This window comes from Streptomyces sp. NPDC085866, from assembly GCF_044541035.1.
Taxonomy (GTDB): Bacteria; Actinomycetota; Actinomycetes; order Streptomycetales; family Streptomycetaceae; genus Streptomyces.
On record NZ_JBITSQ010000003.1, the window covers coordinates 194,581 to 210,550 of the forward strand.

General features: G+C 72.6%; 12 protein-coding genes. 1 reads left to right on the forward strand and 11 read right to left on the reverse strand.

All coding sequences use genetic code 11. The features are described 5' to 3' along the window. Positions 1–2 precede the first annotated feature (2 nt). On the reverse strand, positions 3–1,244 hold the full coding sequence (locus ACIF83_RS07685) for a cytochrome P450 (protein WP_399724366.1): 1,242 nt from the start codon (positions 1,242–1,244) through the stop codon (positions 3–5). A 281-nt stretch (positions 1,245–1,525) separates the two neighbouring features. Between ACIF83_RS07685 and ACIF83_RS07690 the strand changes: the two genes are divergently transcribed. Beyond that, positions 1,526–2,218 (forward strand): LuxR C-terminal-related transcriptional regulator, encoded by a 693-nt coding sequence (locus ACIF83_RS07690; protein WP_399724368.1) that lies wholly within the window; start codon positions 1,526–1,528, stop codon positions 2,216–2,218. Between the two features lie 52 nt (positions 2,219–2,270). On the opposite strand, the gene ACIF83_RS07695 is transcribed toward ACIF83_RS07690, so the two are convergent. The 10 genes from ACIF83_RS07695 to ACIF83_RS07740 all read right to left on the reverse strand — a co-directional run bounded on the left by ACIF83_RS07695 (position 2,271) and on the right by ACIF83_RS07740 (position 15,963). Further along, positions 2,271–3,446, reverse strand: a complete 1,176-nt coding sequence (locus tag ACIF83_RS07695; protein ID WP_393470835.1) for an NAD(P)/FAD-dependent oxidoreductase — start codon at positions 3,444–3,446, stop codon at positions 2,271–2,273. 43 nt (positions 3,447–3,489) lie between these two features. Beyond that, positions 3,490–5,040, reverse strand: a complete 1,551-nt coding sequence (locus ACIF83_RS07700; protein WP_399724371.1) for a SagB family peptide dehydrogenase — start codon at positions 5,038–5,040, stop codon at positions 3,490–3,492. Continuing rightward, a complete protein-coding gene (locus tag ACIF83_RS07705; protein WP_399724373.1) occupies positions 5,037–6,683 on the reverse strand; it encodes a SagB family peptide dehydrogenase in 1,647 nt (548 codons plus the stop codon). The genes ACIF83_RS07700 and ACIF83_RS07705 overlap by 4 nt, the downstream gene beginning before the upstream one ends. Before the next feature lie 55 nt (positions 6,684–6,738). Beyond that, positions 6,739–8,775, reverse strand: coding sequence for a TOMM precursor leader peptide-binding protein (locus tag ACIF83_RS07710; protein WP_399724375.1), 2,037 nt, complete (start codon positions 8,773–8,775; stop codon positions 6,739–6,741). Further along, a complete protein-coding gene (locus tag ACIF83_RS07715) occupies positions 8,768–10,738 on the reverse strand; it encodes a hypothetical protein (RefSeq protein WP_399724377.1) in 1,971 nt (656 codons plus the stop codon). Before ACIF83_RS07715 ends, ACIF83_RS07710 begins: the two co-directional genes overlap by 8 nt. Positions 10,739–10,906: 168 nt before the next feature. Further along, positions 10,907–12,112, reverse strand: coding sequence for a nucleotide disphospho-sugar-binding domain-containing protein (locus ACIF83_RS07720; protein WP_399725184.1), 1,206 nt, complete (start codon positions 12,110–12,112; stop codon positions 10,907–10,909). Further along, positions 12,031–12,717, reverse strand: a complete 687-nt coding sequence (locus ACIF83_RS07725) for an NAD-dependent epimerase/dehydratase family protein (RefSeq protein ID WP_399724379.1) — start codon at positions 12,715–12,717, stop codon at positions 12,031–12,033. Before ACIF83_RS07725 ends, ACIF83_RS07720 begins: the two co-directional genes overlap by 82 nt. A 17-nt stretch (positions 12,718–12,734) precedes the next feature. Further along, positions 12,735–13,601: an ABC transporter permease gene (locus ACIF83_RS07730; protein WP_393470820.1), complete on the reverse strand. Its 867-nt coding sequence runs from the start codon at positions 13,599–13,601 to the stop codon at positions 12,735–12,737. After that, complete coding sequence (locus ACIF83_RS07735; RefSeq protein WP_399724383.1) at positions 13,598–14,599, reverse strand: ATP-binding cassette domain-containing protein; 1,002 nt, start codon at positions 14,597–14,599, stop codon at positions 13,598–13,600. Before ACIF83_RS07735 ends, ACIF83_RS07730 begins: the two co-directional genes overlap by 4 nt. A 65-nt stretch (positions 14,600–14,664) precedes the next feature. Next, a complete protein-coding gene (locus ACIF83_RS07740) occupies positions 14,665–15,963 on the reverse strand; it encodes a cytochrome P450 (protein WP_399724386.1) in 1,299 nt (432 codons plus the stop codon). Between the last annotated feature and the right edge of the window lie 7 nt (positions 15,964–15,970).

Here is a 15,970-nt window from a genome sequence, read left to right on the forward strand (position 1 = left end):
GGTCACGTGCCACTCGTTTCCGGACGAACGGGATCGAAGGAGATGGGGAGTGCGGCCAGCCCGCACAGGATGCTGATCTGGCGCCAGTGCAGCTCGTCGGGCCGGGCCGCGAGCGCCAGGCCGGAGAACCTGCGCAGCAGCGCTCCGAGCGCGGTCGCCGCGAGCATGCGCGCGAGCGGCGCCCCGAGGCAGTAGTGGATGCCGTGCCCGAAGGCCAGATGCGGATTGGGGTCGCGCCGGACGTCCAGGGTGTCGGAGTCCCGGAACGCCCCGGGGTCCCGATTGGCGAGCGACAGACCGATGTTGACGACGGAGCCCCGGGGGATCACGGCCCCGCCGATGACAAGGTCGTCGACCGCGACGCGCAGGGAGGACTGCCCCGCGGAGCCTTCGTACCGCAGCAGCTCCTCCACGGCGGACGGCAGCAGGGACGGCTCGTCACGCAGGAGTCGCTGCTGGTCCGGGTGCAGCAGCAGGGTCAGCAGGCCGTTGCCGATGAGGTTGGTCGTCGTCTCGTGCCCCGCGACCAGCAACAGCACGGCGAGTCCGATGAGTTCGTCGTCGGTGAGGCTGCTGTGCCGCTCCTGCGCCACGATCAGGGCGCTGAGCAGGTCGGGCTGCTCGTCCGGCGCCAGGTCGGCTCGGACGGCGGTCCGCTTGGCCGCGACGAGCCGGGTGAAGTACGCGCGCAGCCGGCGCGAGCGCTCCTCGCGGGTGCGGGGCCCCGCGGCGGTGGAGAGGGTGTGCGCCCCCCAGGTGCGGAACGCCTCCCGGTCCTGGGTGGGTACGCCGAGCAGCTCGCAGATGACCAGCACCGGCAGCGGGAAGGCGAGGTCGGCGATCACATCCGCGCGCCCCGCGGGTGCGACAGCGTCGAGGAGGTCGTCGGTGACAGCCGCGGCGCGTGGAGTGAGGGCTTCGATCCGGCGCCGGGTGAATCCGTGGGAGACGAGTCTGCGCAGCCATGTGTGGTGCGGCGGGTCGTTGTTCGCCATCGGCGAGTAGGCGTTGTCCGTGTCCACCGCATGGCCGAGGCGTCGCGGGTCGTTGGAGAGAGCGGGTTCGCGAAGCGCCTGGCGCGCCTCGGCGTACCGGGAGATCAGCCAGTACGTGAAGCCGCTCTCCTCCCGGACGAGACGGACCGGCGCCTCCTCGCGCATCCGCTGGTGGACCGCGTCGGGTTCCGTGAGCAGCCGGTACGGACTGAAGTCGAGCAACGGATCGAGATCCGGCTGAGTGTGCATCTGTTCCCCCTGAGCCGACCGACCGGATCACCTTCGCACCGTGGCCGGATGATGTCGTCCGCCCCTGGACCGGATTTGCTCCTCAGACTGAGGGCTGACCCTTCGGGCGGCTCTCCACCGCTCGTCACACGGGAGTTGGAGGACGGGCGCGGTTGTCACTGGATCTTTGCCGTGCAATGTCAGTACTCTGCAAAGCGGACGAGTGGTCCAGACCATAGACGGGGGCCACTCCGCGTATGCCCGTTTCGCGGACCATGCACTCACGGGGGTTATTTCACGGTATGACGAACAAAACTGGGGCTGACTGTATACGCGTCCTGATCTGTGACCCACGGCATCTGATGCGAGCGGGGATGGTCAGCGTCCTGGAGGGAGAACCGGACATCACGGTGGTCGGCGAAGCCCTGGACGGCCCGGGGATGATCACAGCGGTACAGAACCTGCGACCCCATGTCGTGCTCATCAACCACGACGCCCACGCAGTGGCCGGCATCGCCATGGCGAAGAGCCTGCGCAGGATCTCCCCGGACACCGCACCGGGCGTCCTCATGCTCAGCTCCCGGACGGAGCAGGCGGAGCTGCTGTCGGCTCTGAAGGGCGGGGTGCGGGGACTATTGCCGGGCAACTGCGATCCCCATACGCTTCCCACCGCCATCCGCGACATCGCCGGTGGCGCGATGGTGTTGAAATCGCCGGGCGCCGTGCAGTTGGTCAGCAGGCTGGTCAGCCGTTCTCCCGAGGCCGCCTCCGCCGACTCCGAGCAGCTCTCGCTGCTCACCAACCGAGAGCGTGACGTGCTGTCGCTCGTCGCGAACGGCCACTCCAACCTGACGATCGCCAAGATCCTGTCGCTCAGCGAGGCGACCGTCAAATCCCACCTCTACCACCTGTGTCAGAAGCTGGGCCTGCGGGACCGCACCCAGGCGGTGATCCTCGCGTACGAGACGGGGCTGGTCAGACCTTGCGCGGCCTGATCGCGTGACCAGGAGGGTGGTCCCGGCGCCGTTCCGTCGGGACCACCCTCACTCACCCCGCGGCCGGGAGCAGCCGGGCCGCGTCGACATGGCTCACCGCCACCGAGAGGAACGCGTCGGACGACACCGGATCACTCGCGATCCAACGGGTGAACGCCAGCCGCTCCTCGGTCACCTCCAGCCGCGCCGTGTCGAGTGCCGTCCGGTACCGCGGGCCCATCAGCTTCCGGTGCCCCGTGGCATAGCGGTCCAGCGCCGCGCCCAGCTCCCGGTCGTCGTGCAGGTCGTCGCCGACCGACTCGGCCAGCAGCGCGGCCTGTTCGAAGGCGTCGCTGATGCCGGTGCCGGTGATGGAGTCCTTGTGGCATCCGGCGTCCCCCACCAGCACCCAGCCCGGCCCCTTGACCGTGCGGAAGAAGTTGAGCTGGCTGCCGGTGCCCCGCAACCGCTCGACGCGCCGGGCCGACAGGGTGCGCTCGGCCAGCGCGGGGGCGGTGGTCCGAATGGCGTCCAGATACGCGCGGTCGGCGTCCCGTCGTACGTCATCGAACTCCGTCTGGGGGAAGTAGGCGGCCACCAGGGTCAGTTCGTCGTGCGTGCCGACCACGCCGATGAGCCGTCCCGTCCTCTCGTACACCTCGAACTGTGCGGGCAGCCCCTCCCAGTAGCCGTAGTACACACAGGTGCGCGGGGCGTCATTCTGCTCCACCACCGCCCCGCACGGACCCGCCAGCGTCGAGCGCATCCCGTCCGCGCCCACCACCAACCGGGCCCCCACCTCGACCGGGCCGCCCCGGCCCGTCCGGCAGCGCACTCCGGTCACCCGCCCGTCCTCGGTCAGTACGCCTGTGACGGTGCAGCCCTGACGGAACTCGGCCCCGGCTTCGACCGCCGCGTCGATCATCAGGCTGTCCAGCACGTACCGGCGGGGCGCGTACACCGCGTCGATCCCTTCCTCCACGGGTACCGGTCCGCCGAGCCGAACGTCCTGGAGCGTGTAGGAGATCCGGCGCACCGGCGGGCAGCCGGTCGCGGCAAGCCGCTCCAGCAGTTCCCACCTCCTCAGCAGACGCAGTCCGGGCCGGTGGATGTGCTGGGTGGAGAGCGTGTCGCTGGGGAAGGTCGCGCGGTCGAGCAGCAGGACCCGGTGACCGGCACGCGCGAACAGCATCGCGGTCGAGGCGCCGGCGCTGCGCGCGCCGACGACCACCACGTCATAGGTCTCCATCAGTCGGTGCACCCTTCCGCCCGTCGGGCGTTCCTCGGGGCGGTCATGCGCCCGCCCCCAGCGGCAGTTGCGGATCCGTGCGGTCCGGTGACCGCGGTCCCACGGTGACCAGCACCAGCGGCTGGAGCGGCCCTGCGGTCAGGCCGAGCGCGGACCGCACGCCCTCCGGGTCGAAGTCGCAGTGGACATGGCTCTCCAGCCCGGCGGCCGCCGCGGCCAGCGCGATCCGCTGGGCGACCGCGCCCGCCGCGATGTTCTGGGCGCGGTACCAGCGGTCACCGAAGCTCTCGATGCCGGTCCGCAGGTCACCGCAGGGCGCGAGGACCGCGGTGGCGGTGCGGCACTCGTCGGCCAGCATGGGGCTCTTGGCGGCGGCGATCACCGCCGCCACGGCGTCCGCCCGCAGGGTGGCGATCAGCGCGTGACCGGCCGGGTCGTACAGATACGCGCCGGTCTCCACCCCGGGGACCCGCTGGACGACTCCGGCCAACCGGACCGCCCGGCCGACGGGGCTGTCGCCGGCGACCGGTTCGGCGGCCGCGGCGAGCAGGGCGCCGAGCGTCCGCTGCGGCACCGGGCCGGGCCGGTACCCGTAGACGGTACGCCGGCCGCCGAAGCCGTCCCGCACGTCGAGCGCGGCGAAGGGCAGCGCGTGCCGGGGGGCGCCGGGAGGCGGCGACCAGACCGGGAGAGGGCCGGAGCCACCCGGGGCGGCACCGCGGATGGCGGCGTGCAGCGCGGCCGCCTCCGCCAGGGCGGGAACCTGGGTGACGGGCACCGGGTCGGGCCGGGCGGCGGGTACCTCGCCGCGCCACCGTCCGGCCGCCGCGGCGGCCGCCCGTGGGCCGTCCGGGTCCGGCCGGTGCAGCGTGATCACCGCGAACACGCTCTCCGCGAAGGGTGCGAGACCCAGCGTCTCATCCACCGCCGTGTCGTCGTAGCGCAGATGGACGGTCGCCGTCAGCCCGGTCGCCTCGGCCGCGGCAGTTGCCTGCGCGGTCAGCACACCGACGTCGAGGCTCTGCAGGCGGTAGCCGAACACACCGTACTTGGCCGCGTTGCGCCACAGCACGCTGCTGAGCAGTAGGACGAACTGCGGTAGCTCGGCGGGCGGTTCGGCGAGCAGCGCGGTCAGCAGGTCACGTCCGTCGCCCTCGCGCAGCCTCTCCAGCGTGTGATGCACGGGGTCGTAGTGGGACAGCCCGGCCGGCAGCCCGGCGTGGTCCGAGTGGGCGACATAGACCTCCACGGGATAGCGGGACCCGGAGGACGCTCCCGTGCGGCCGGGAGACAGCAGCATTCGGCGGTCGCGGCGCGCGGCGGGGCTGCCGAGACCGAGCGGCATGATGCCGCTCATCCAGCGCATCCTGGTCAGGCCGTTGGTCTGGTGCAGCAGCCACGAAAGGCTTCGGACCGGGTCGTCGTCCCGCGGGTCGGCGCAGGCCGGCAGCGCCTGGCGGGCCGCCGACGGATAGCGCTTGTGGACCGGCGGGAGCGTGAGCGGGTCGGCGGCGGGCAGCGCGTGCGGCGGCTGGTGGCCGGAGGCGAGATAGGCCAGTGCCGCCGAGCCGAGGGACGGGGCGTGGGTGGTCATGCGGCCGGTACCGCCTTCCGAGCCGGGGAGCCGCCGTGGGTCAGGGGAAGTTGGTCCGGGACGGGCATCAGGTAGCGTTCGTCGGCGCCCGGGGTGCCGAGGGCGATCTGGAAGACCGGCTCGTGTCCCGGCGACAGTCCCAGGGCGCGCGCGACCGTTCCGGCCGCGTAGCCGTTGTGGATCCGCGCGGCGAGTCCCGCCGTGGTGCTCAGGACGCACAGCCGCTGGGCGACGGCCCCCGCCTCGTGGTGCAGCACCCTGAACCCGCGGTCGCCGAAGGCTGCCTGAGCCTGCTCGCGGGGCACCGACAGGAACACCACGGCGTTCACCGTGCGGTAGTTGATGTTGGCCGCCTCCAGGCCGAGGTCCGCGATCCGGACCGGGCCCAGATGCCGCAGACCGTGCTCGGTCACCTCGTGCAGGCCGTCCTCGGCTCCGGTGACGTCGACCGCCCACACGTGCGCCGTGACGGGCGGAGCGGTGCCCTGCGGCACGGCGTCGGACACGAACGGCGCGAGGGCGGCCTTGACGGCCCCGAGTACCGCCTCCAGCGGGACGGGCCGCCGCTCCGGGTTGAACGCCGGGGCACCGGAGGTGCGCCTGCGCAGACAGTCGGCGAGTTCCCCGGCCACCGCGGTGCCACCGACCGCCGATTGGACGGGGGACGAGGCGTGGGGCAGCCGGACGAAGGCCGCCGTGTCGGTGAGGCGGGCGGCGGTGTCCACTTCGACGAGGTCCGAAAGGGAGCGGACGCCGGTGGCGGTCGATGCGGGGCGATCGGCGACCGTACCGACCGCGGTGGACAGCTCCGCCTCGGTGTGCCGCGCCGGGGAGCGCAGGATCGTCCGGCCGTCGTCTTCGCGCCCCGGGTACAGGGCGATCACGCAGGCGATGCTCTCGTCCGGACGCGCGACGCCCGTCAGCCGCTCCAGCACCCCGTCGAGGAACTGGTGGTGCAGGTGCCCCTGTGCGCCGAGGGCGCCCGCGACCATCAGCGCGTTGCCGGCCACCAGCCCGGTCTCCTGCGCGCACAGGCGGTAGGCGTAGGCGCCGTAGCGGAAGGCGGTCCGCCAGAAGACCGTGGACAGCAGCAGCACCCCGACGGCGTCGGCGATGTCCGCCCCGAGCGCCGCTCCGAGCAGGGCCCGGAAGTCTCCCGCCCGCAGCAGGACCAGGGTGTGGTGCGCGGGGTCGTAGGCGTAGACGCCTGCGGGGACTCCCTCGTGCCCGGGAGTCCATAGATAGGTCTCTACCGGCGCGAAACACCGGGCGGAGGGGACTGCCCGGTGGTAGGGCCAGCGGGCAGTCGGTCCGAACTCCGTCCGCAGCACACCACAGGAGTAGTGGAGCAGCGCCGAGTGGAAGGCGGCGCTCGGCGCGGACACCGGCGGCGGGTCGTCCGCCCCGAGCCCGGCGCGCCGCGGGCCGAGGCACCGGCTGAGCGCGCCGAGCGTCCGGGGCGGCGGGGGCAGCGGAAACCCGGGCAGGTCGCCGAAGCGCGCGAACCTCTCCGGGTCCCCCGGTCCGCCCTCCCGGCCCCCCGGTCCCTGCCGGATCATGGCGGCGTAGTCGTGCAGCGACCGGTGCCAATACCGTGCGCCGGGCGACTCGGTGGCCCGGGCGGGCCGTTCGATGGCGGTCATCCGCTCTGTCCTCGGTGTTCTCGGTGTCTCGGGCGACTCGGGTGTGCCAGGTTTCTCAGGGGAAGGGGTGCGGGTGGGGGTTGATGTCCTCGGACGTCAACACGCGGCCTCGGTAGCCCAGTTCGTACGGAACGTGCAGCAGCCGGGGCAGGCCGTCGACCCGCCGGTTCTGGTGCCCGAACGTCATGGGCAGGGTGCCGGGCACCATGACCTTGACGCAGGCGAAGCCGCCCGCCCGGTGTTCCGGCGTCGTCTGGTCCACGACGACGACGTCCAGGCCCCGGTCCAGGTAGCGACGGAGCATCTCCTCAAGATCCGCCCGCAGATCGGTGTGCTCGGGCCACCGCCACTGCTCCTCGAAGCTCGCGAACGACCGTGCCTCGCGCTCCGACAGCAGGAAGCCGAACCGGTCGAACGCGTCCGGGTGGCTGTAGAGCACGGAGTGGTCACCCATCACCTTCACCAGGGACGGGTCGCGCACCATGCGCGCGGCGCGTTCCCGCTCCTCGGCGTCGTAGATCTTGGCGTGCTCCAGCAGATGCGCCATTTCGTGCAGGACGTTGACCACGGCCTTCTCGGCCAGCAGCGCGGAGCCGCCCGCGCACAGCACGCGCGGCCGGTCCGGGTCACCGAGGGCGTCCAGGCCCACCGCCCAGAAGCACGGGACACCCTGCTCCAGGGTCGCCGAGTACAGCTGGATCTCGTACCCGGTCCGATGGCGCAGATGCTCGATCATCATGGGGATGGAGCGGTCCCGCGCGGAGCCCGGGTCGACGCGCGGGATCGGCATCCGCCCGTACCAGGTCATCAGGAAGGCGTCCCGCTCGGCGACCTCCAGCAGACCGCACAGGATGGCTTCCTCCAGGCAGCCGCCCATGGCGCAGCCGTTGGAGATCTCGTAGACGAAACGCGGGTCGTCGTGGCTGTGCGCGGCGTAGTAGGCGTACCGCTCGGGTACGAGCACGGGCTCGGCGCGGGCGAAGGAGTACCCCCATACCCACGGCACCACCAGGTCCTCGTGGTACCGGACGTACGGGAACCCGGGCAGGTCGTGGCGGTCGTCGGGGTAGAGGCCGAAGACGCGCGGGTCCAGGGCCCGCTCCCCCAGTTCCCGGCGGCTCGCCGTGACCGTGGTGCGCCGGCCTCGCGGCTGCTCCCCGCCGAACCGCTCCAGCGCCTCCAGCACGGCGGTGAGCCGGGAGGTGCGGTAGTCGGTCGTACGGCCCCAGCCGTGCTGGGAGCTGTTGCCCCGCAGGGAGCTGAGCGGCGCCACCGCGCGGGGCAGCGGTCCGCCGCGCTCGTCGTCCACGGAGGGCACGACACCGGCGGCGCCGTCCACATAGATGTCGTACAACTCCTGCTCGCGCGCCACCACGTTCTGCACCCGGAAGACGTCGGGTGCGGGCTTCGGGCGGGAGCGCGGGGTGATACGCGCTGCCTCGGGGCCGTCGGGCGGCAGACCGCCGCAGTCCTCGCAGAGCGAGTAGGGCAGGTAGCGGTGGGAACTGACGGCGAGTGAGGCAAGGTCGACACGGACGAAACGGTCACCTGGGCGGCGCCCCTCGACGGTCCCTGCGCGGTCGGGGGCGTCCCGCGGCAGGGGACTGCCGGACAGCGTCGTGTCGAGCAGGGCCACCGCGAGCTCGGCCGCCACGGCCGCCGCCACTCCGGTCCGCAGCGGCGATGCGGACGCGGCCATGGCGGCGCCGTGGCGTGCGCGCACGGTCTCGTGATGCTGCGCCTTGTCGCGGGCGAGGCGGCCGCGCCAGTCGGCGCACGTCGGGCAGGCGTCACCGGGGCCCGTGACGACAGGCCCGACGTGGATGGCGTCCGCTTCGGTGCGGATCGGGACGAAAGGAATGCCGGCCGCCTCCGTGGCCTTGCGCACCTCGGCGTAGTGGGCGGTGTCGGGGGTGTCCGAGGGCACCAGAACTGCGGCGCAGGTGCCGAGCGCGTCGGCGAGCTCGCCGGGTTCCGGGCGGACCACCCGGAAGGCGCGGGCGGCGACGGCTTCCGTGGCCCGGTCGAGCAGACCTCCGTCGCCGAGCACGGCGACCGGACGGGTCGGGGGGGCGGGTGTGTTCTCAGGCATCGAGGAGCACCACCCGGACGAGGTGGGGCAGTACGGCGTGGACGGCCGGATCCTGGTCGAGTGGCACCAGGACGGGTTCGAGGCCGTCGGAGCGCAGGGCCTCGACGAGCGGACCTTGCCGTTTCGAGTCGGCGAGGTTCGAGGTCCACAGGGAGACCGCGGCCGAGGGAGCGTACTCGCTCTGGCCGTGGGCCCGGGACTGCCGGGCCAGCAGGAGTCGCGCCAGGCCCGCTTCGGCGGCCTCCGCGGGAGTGAAGCCGACTCCGCACTCGACCAGGCCTTTCTCGCCACCGAGGCGGAAGGTGTAGGCGGTCACCCCGGTCGGAGCCCGGAGTGCGTACATCGCCAGGTCCTCGCCGGTGGCCAGGAGCAGATCGCGGTACCAGCCCGCCGCGGGGGTCGGTCCGAGGTCGTCGAGGGCGAGACGGTCACCGTCCGTGGGCCGGGCGGCCTGCAGCCGGTGCAGGCAGTGGTCGAGCAACGCCCCCTCCACGGCGGCGGCCCACGTCGGTCCGGCAGCGGTGCCGACGGGGAGTGCGGCGCCTGCCTGTCCGAACGCCTTGTCCGCCGGTACGTCCCTCGGCGTGCCGTCGGTGAGCGCGAGTCCGGTCACCGGACCGCCGTGCTCCGCCGTCAGGAGCACCGCGGCGCGGACCGCGTACGCGGCGAGTGCGTGCCGGAGGGCGGCGTCCTGCGTCTGTGCGAAGTCGGCTCCCGCACCCCACACGGGGAAGGACTCCCCGGGACGGCCGGGGTCGGTGACGGCGACCCGTACGACCCGCAACGGGAACTGCTCATAGTGCTCCTCGGACACCCGACCCAGCACACCGAGCCGCTCGTCGGTCAACGCGCCGACGCGCCCGGCCAGTTCCTCGACGGTCACGGCGGGCGCGTCGGCGAGTTCCCTTTCCCGGACCGCGCGGGTCGGCGCTGCCGACGGGTGCGGGACGAGCGTGTGGACGGATGTCTGAAGCGTCTCCAGGTCGATGCGTACGGCACCGGCCGACGGCATGTCCCCGTCGTCCTGCTCGGCGACGCCGGTGACGTGCTCGAAGGCGCGGAACACGAGGTGGTTGGCGACGATGCCGGGGACAGGCCCGGTGAGGAAGTCGCTCCGTGCTGCCGCGTCCCCCCGAGGGCGGCCCAGCCTCCGCCACAGGCTCTCCCAGCGCGTCGCGGGGTGGTCGGCCGGGCAGACGGGGCCGATCCACGCCTCGTCGCGGAGGAGGGTCGCGGGGATCAGGGTCCGGCCGAGTTCCGCGCAGGCCAGGTCGATCGCGCCCAAGCGGCCGGGATCGGTGCGGTCGGCCGCGTACAGCACCAGGTCGGCGGCCTCGACGGCGCGGTGCAGCGCCGCCGTGTCGGTCACGGCCAGCGAGCCGGTGTCCAGACTCTGTTCCACGTCACCCCGCCGGGCGGCGTCGGCGAGTTCGTCGAGACGCGCCCGCACGGCGGGGTCCTCCGTCGGCCCGTCGCCCGTGAACCGTGCCGAGATGCGGGCCACGCCGGAGTGCAGGGCGCCTTCCACGGTGGCGGAGAGCACCGGGCCCGATCCCAGGACCAGCAGCCGTGTACGGCGGTAGCGCTGGAATCGCAGGGCGGGCGAGGTGCGGAACGTCTCGACGAACGCGATCTCGGCGGCGTAGTGCACCAGTTCCGCCTCCGACAGGGAGTGGTCCGCGTCCTGGTTCACGTCGCGGACCAGACCGGCGTCGTGCAGTGCGCCGACGAGGCGCTCAACCCTCTGGCGCGTCGCGGGCGGCAGGCCCGAGGTGAGGTCGCCGACGCTGTGTCTGCCGTCGAGGTAGGGCGACAGCTTCTCCAGCCACGCGTAGGTCGAGGCGCCCTGGAAAGTGACGATGTCGCTGCCCTTGGTCAGCAGGACGCCGTCCCGTTCCGGGGTCGGGGTGAAGAAGACGCCGGTTCTCATCCGCGGACGCATGGCCGCGATGGTGCTCTGCATGGTGAAGGACTCCGCGTTCGGCTGGTCGGACGTTCCCGCCCGGGCGAGTCGTGAGGTCGATCGTGTCAGTGGGCCCCACACCTTTTCGTCCGTCGGGAGTCTGCATTCCTGCCTCCGCCGAGGGGACGCGGGAGGGTCCCGTCTCCCACTGGTGTGGGTATCCGCTTCTCAGCTCCGCTGGTGATGTCTGGTCAGTCTCTCCAGCATCGGAACGAGGTCCGCGGGTCCAGGAAGCCGGGCGAGTTCCTCGCGCCACGCGGTGGCCGTCTCCTGGAAGCAGGGGTTCTGGAGCAGCGCCGACAGTGCCGCGTGCAGCGACCGCGGGCTGAACTTTCGGCGGGCCACTGCGACTCCGGCGCCCTTGCGCACGAGATGTGCGGCTGCCGCGTCCTCGTCCCAGGACGGCACCGGCACGATCAGCTGGGGAACGCCCGCCGCGGCGGCCGACGCGAACGTCTCGGCGCCGCCGTGGTGGACGACGGCGGAGCATCCCGAAAGCAGCTGCGGCAAGGGGATCCCCTCCAGCACGCGTACCCGTTCGGGCAGGCGGAGGTCCTTGGCGGAACCGGCGTCGACGGCGGCGACCAGTTCGACGTCCAGGTCCGCGAGGGAGCCGAGCACGTCCGCGAGGCCCGCTCCGCTCTCCCGCAGCAGCCGCCGACCCTGCTCGCCGGCTCCCAGCGTCACGCAGACCCGTGGTCGCAGCGGCCGGCTGTGCAGCCACTCCGGCACGGTCGCACCCCCGCCGTACGGCACCCAGCGCATACTCTCGTACCGGACGTCCGGTGCGGGCAGTCGCATATCGGGCGGCATCGGGTCCACCGTCCACTGGCCGAGGACGAGTTCCTCCTCGTACGGCAGTCCGTACGGTTCGAGGATCTGCTGCATCGTCTCCTCCAGCGGCTCCGGCCAGCCGCCGTCCGGAGCCTGGCCCCGGTACCGCGCGGAACGCCCGCGCAGCCAGGCGATGTTGTCCCGGCCCTGCAGCAGCCGGGCGTGGGCGGCTCCGCTGACGCGGGCGGCGACGGCGGCCGGCAGACAGAAGGGGTCCCACAGGACCAGGTCGGGACGCCAGCGCACGGCGACGCCGGTCAGCTCCTCCAGCAGCGGCCGCAGTGCCGCGAACACCCGGGTCGTCCGGAACCACTTCGCGCCCCAGTCGGCGCAGTCCCCCGGGCCGATGTCCAGACCGCCTCCGGCAAGGCCGGACAGTGCCGGGTTGAGGGTGAAGTCCGTAAGAGCGGCGAGGTCTTCGCCTCGCCCGACGGGGACGGCCGCGAGCCCCGCCTCGGTCACCACCCGCGCCGTGTCCGGGTGGGTGGCGATACGGACCTCGTGACCCGCGTTCTGGAGCGCCCAGGCGAGCGGGACCACGGGAAAGACATGTGCCGCGACGGGAAAGACGGCCAACAGGACACGCACGGGTTACTTCCTTGTCGGACGGTGGTCGATGAGCCGTGGGCGGGCCGCTCGCCGGCGGTACCGGTCGATGGTGTCCGCGAGGCCTGATGCGAAGGGGGGACAGGCTGGTGTCCCGGGCGCCGCAGCTCGCCGTCGTCCACACTGTGGCGGCGGTCGTGGCCCGTGCGGTCCGCGACCCGGCGTACCGCACCCCGGTCGGCACCGCAGCCGTCCAGAATCAGCCCGGTCGGTTCGCCGTTGGTCAGCAGGGCGCCGCTTCCCACGTTGCAGACCTCGCCGGGCGCGCCGCGTTCGAGGACGAGCCGGAAAGCCCGGCAGTGATCGGAGACGTGCAGCCAGTCGCGGACGTTGCCCCCGTCGCCGTACAGCGGCACCGGCTCACCGGCCGACAACAGCGTGACGAAGCGGGCGATCAGCTTCTCGGCATGCCGCCCCGGGCCGTGGTTGTCGTCGTCGCCGAGGAAGTCGCAGGCGATGGGGACGAGCTGGGTGGCGGAGGTGTGCGTGATCGGGTGCGGTCGCGTGCCCGCGCCGGCTCCCGGCACGAGGGCTTTCACGAGGCTCCTTTCGGTGGTCAGTGCTTCGGCGCGCGGAACGCGGCCACCGTCAGGGGGCCGAAGACCACGAGCAGCAGCAGGGACCAGCCGAGCGTGGCGGCGACCGGGTGCTCGATCGGCCACGCGGCGTCGGCGGGCACGGCGACGGGGGTGCCGAACAGATCGCGTACGGCCGACACCACCGCGCTGACCGGATTCCAGTCGGCGAGCAGGCGCAGCCCGGTCGGCAGGCCGTCGGTGGGGACGAAGATGTTGGAGATCATCGTCAGCGGGAACATCAGCATGCCGACGAAGTCCGTGGCGGACCGCGAGGGCATCACCAGGCCGATCCACATCCCCAGCCAGCTGAACGCGTAGCGGGCGAGAAGCAGCAGTGCGAGGCCCGCAAGGACGCCCGTCGGTGCGGCGGTCGGGCGCCAGCCGACGAGGAGACCGCAGCCCGCCATCACTCCGAGCGTGATGACCCCGCCCAGGCACTCGGCCAGCGACTGACCGACGGGGACGCCCGCACGGCTCATCGGAAGGGAGAGGAAGCGGTCCGTGACCCCTCGGTGTTTGTCCTCTGCCGTCACGGCGGCGCTCGCGGCGAGGCCGAAGACCGCCATCTGCGCCAGCATGCCCGGAACCAGGAAGTCGACGTACGAGACGCCGCCCGGCGCCCGCATGTTGCTGCCGAGCACATAGACGAACAGCAGCGTGAAGACCAGCGGGATCACCAGCGCCATGGCGGCCCGCTCCGGGGCGCTGCGCAGATGGGCCAGATGGCGTCGGGCGACGGTCGCCGCATCGCCGGCGCACCAGCGCAGCCGGGAGAGCGGCGGCTCGCCGGACGTCGTCCAGGTGGTCGGTGGCAAGGTGGGGGCGAGGCTCGGGCCGCGCTTCATACGGCCTCCCGGTCAAGGCTCGGCCGGCTCGTGAGGTTGCGGAAGACCTCGTCCAGCGTGGGGCGGCGCAGGGCGAGATCGTCGACCTCGATACCTTCCGCGTCCAGTGCGCGCAGCGCGGCAGCGAGCACCGCCCTGCCCGGCACGGGTCCCGCTCCGACGGTCAGGCGCACCCGGCGCGGATCGTCACCGATCCCCGGATCCCGGCCGCCCGCGCGGGCCAGGATCTCGGCGACTCGAGCGCGTTGTCCGGGGTGACGGACGGTGACGTCGATGCATTCGCCGCCGAGGGCGGACTTCAGCTCGAAAGGGGTGCCCTCGGCGATGACCCGGCTTCCGGTGCCGTCCGGATCGGCCAGCACGGCGATCCGGTCGGCGAGGTGGTCGGCCTCGTCCAGGTACTGCGTGGTGAGCAGGACGGTGGTGCCGGCCCGTACGAGTTCTCGGACGCTCTCCCAGAGCCCGCCGCGGCTGTGCGGGTCGAGACCCGTCGTCGGCTCGTCGAGGAAGATCACGGCGGGCGGTACGACGAGGCTCACGGCGAGGTCGAGTCGCCGGCGCATCCCGCCGGAGTAGGTACGCACCGGGCGACGGGCCGCGTCCGTCAGGCCGAACCGCTCCAGCAGGTCCTCGGCCCGTCGTCGCACGGCGGGACCGCGCATCCGGTACAGGCGGGCGAACATCTCCAGGTTGTCGCGGCCGCTGATCACCTCGTCCACCGCGGCGTACTGTCCGGTGAGCGCGATGCTTCCCCGTACCCGGGCGGGGTGCCGTACGACGTCGTTGCCGGCCACCCGGGCTGTGCCGCCGTCCGGGAGCGACAGGGTGGCCAGGATGCGGACCATCGTGGTCTTGCCCGCCCCGTTGGGCCCGAGCAGCCCGCAGACGGTGCCGGGCCCGACGGTGAGGTCGACGCCGTCCAGAGCGGGGGTCGTCCCGAACCGCTTGCGCAGACCGCGTACTTCGATGGCGGCGGCGTCGAGAGGTGGTGGGGGCACGGGTTCTCCTCGATGGATGGGGCCGGACGGTTGGCGCGTGCGGGTCGTGCGTGCCGTGCCCTGGGTCAGGAGGCGATGGGACCCACGGGCGGGACGGGACGCAGCAGCACCGGCAGGGTCAGCAGCCCGCGCACGTCGCCGACGGGGAGCCACTGCTGGGGCGCGTGCGGATCGGCCGCCGCCAGCTGCGGACAACGGCTGAGCAGTGCGACGAGCACGGTCTCCGTCTGGAGCCGGGCCAACGGCGCGCCCAGGCAGAAGTGGATGCCGTGGCCGAACGCGAGGTGGGGGCCGCGTGCCCGGGTGATGTCGAGCCGGTGGGGATCGGGAAAGACATCCGGGTCCCGGTTGGCGGCCGTGAGCGCGACGCTGACGACGCTGCCTGCGGGAATGACGATGTCTGCGACCTTCACGTCCTCCCGTGCCACCCTGAGCGTGGTCCGGGCGAGCGGCGCCTCGTAGCGCAGCAGTTCGTCCACGGCCGAGGGCACCAGTTCCGGGCGGCGCCGCAGCACCTCGAACTGATCGGGGTGGCGCAGCAGGGCGTCGACCGCGTTGCCGATCATTCCCGTCGTGGTCTCGTGGCCCGCGACCAGCAACAGCACCAGCAGGCCGACCAGCTCCTCATCGCTGAGCCGCCGACCCTGGTCGTGCGCCACGATGAGGGCCGCGAGCAGATCGGGTTGCTCGTCCTGGGGCAGGTCGACGCGGACTCGGGGACGCTTCGCGGCCACGAGGGAGGCGAACCACCGGTGCAGCCTGCGCGTGCGCTCCGCGGGGCCCCCTCCGGGTCCGGCTGCCCTTCCGGACACAGTGAGCATCTGGGTGGCCCAGTTCAGCAGCGCGCTGCGGCTGCCGTGCGGCACTCCGAGCAGTTCGCAGATCACCAGGACCGGCAGCGGGAAGGCGAGCGCCGTCATGAGGTCGACGGGGGTTGTACCGCCGTCCTCCGCGCCATGCTCGTCCGGAACGGCATCAAGGAGGTCCTGGGTGAGCTGTTCGACCCGGGGCCTGAGCTCCTCGACGCGGCGCGGGGTGAACGCCCCGGAGACCAGCCGCCGCAACCGCGTGTGGTCCGGCGGGTCGCTGTTGACCAGGGGCAGGAAGAAGCTGTCCGCCCCGGAGACCCCGTAGCCGGCGGCGCTCAGCGCCTGTTCGGCGAGCTTGGGGTCCTTGGAGAAGCGAGGGTCGAGCAGGACCGCCCTGGCCTCGGCGTGCCGGGTGATCAGCCAGTACCCGAGGCCCTGCGGGTTGCGGACGAGACGCGGACCCGGGCTCTGCCGCAGGCGGGCGTAGTACCTGTGCTGATCGGCGAGGAATGCGGGGGTGTCGATCCCCGTCGGGATCTCGGCAGGTCGGCTCACGGCGCTC

What these genes read in the sequence shown, in the direction of transcription:
- ACIF83_RS07700 (WP_399724371.1), bottom strand. Translation starts at nt 5,040, where the DNA reads ATGACCACCCACGCCCCGTCCCTCGGCTCGGCGGCACTGGCCTATCTC.
- ACIF83_RS07715 (WP_399724377.1), bottom strand. Translation starts at nt 10,738, where the DNA reads ATGCAGAGCACCATCGCGGCCATGCGTCCGCGGATGAGAACCGGCGTC.
- ACIF83_RS07685 (WP_399724366.1), bottom strand. Translation starts at nt 1,244, where the DNA reads ATGCACACTCAGCCGGATCTCGATCCGTTGCTCGACTTCAGTCCGTAC.
- ACIF83_RS07705 (WP_399724373.1), bottom strand. Translation starts at nt 6,683, where the DNA reads ATGACCGCCATCGAACGGCCCGCCCGGGCCACCGAGTCGCCCGGCGCA.
- ACIF83_RS07690 (WP_399724368.1), top strand. Translation starts at nt 1,526, where the DNA reads ATGACGAACAAAACTGGGGCTGACTGTATACGCGTCCTGATCTGTGAC.
- ACIF83_RS07730 (WP_393470820.1), bottom strand. Translation starts at nt 13,601, where the DNA reads ATGAAGCGCGGCCCGAGCCTCGCCCCCACCTTGCCACCGACCACCTGG.
- ACIF83_RS07695 (WP_393470835.1), bottom strand. Translation starts at nt 3,446, where the DNA reads ATGGAGACCTATGACGTGGTGGTCGTCGGCGCGCGCAGCGCCGGCGCC.
- ACIF83_RS07710 (WP_399724375.1), bottom strand. Translation starts at nt 8,775, where the DNA reads ATGCCTGAGAACACACCCGCCCCCCCGACCCGTCCGGTCGCCGTGCTC.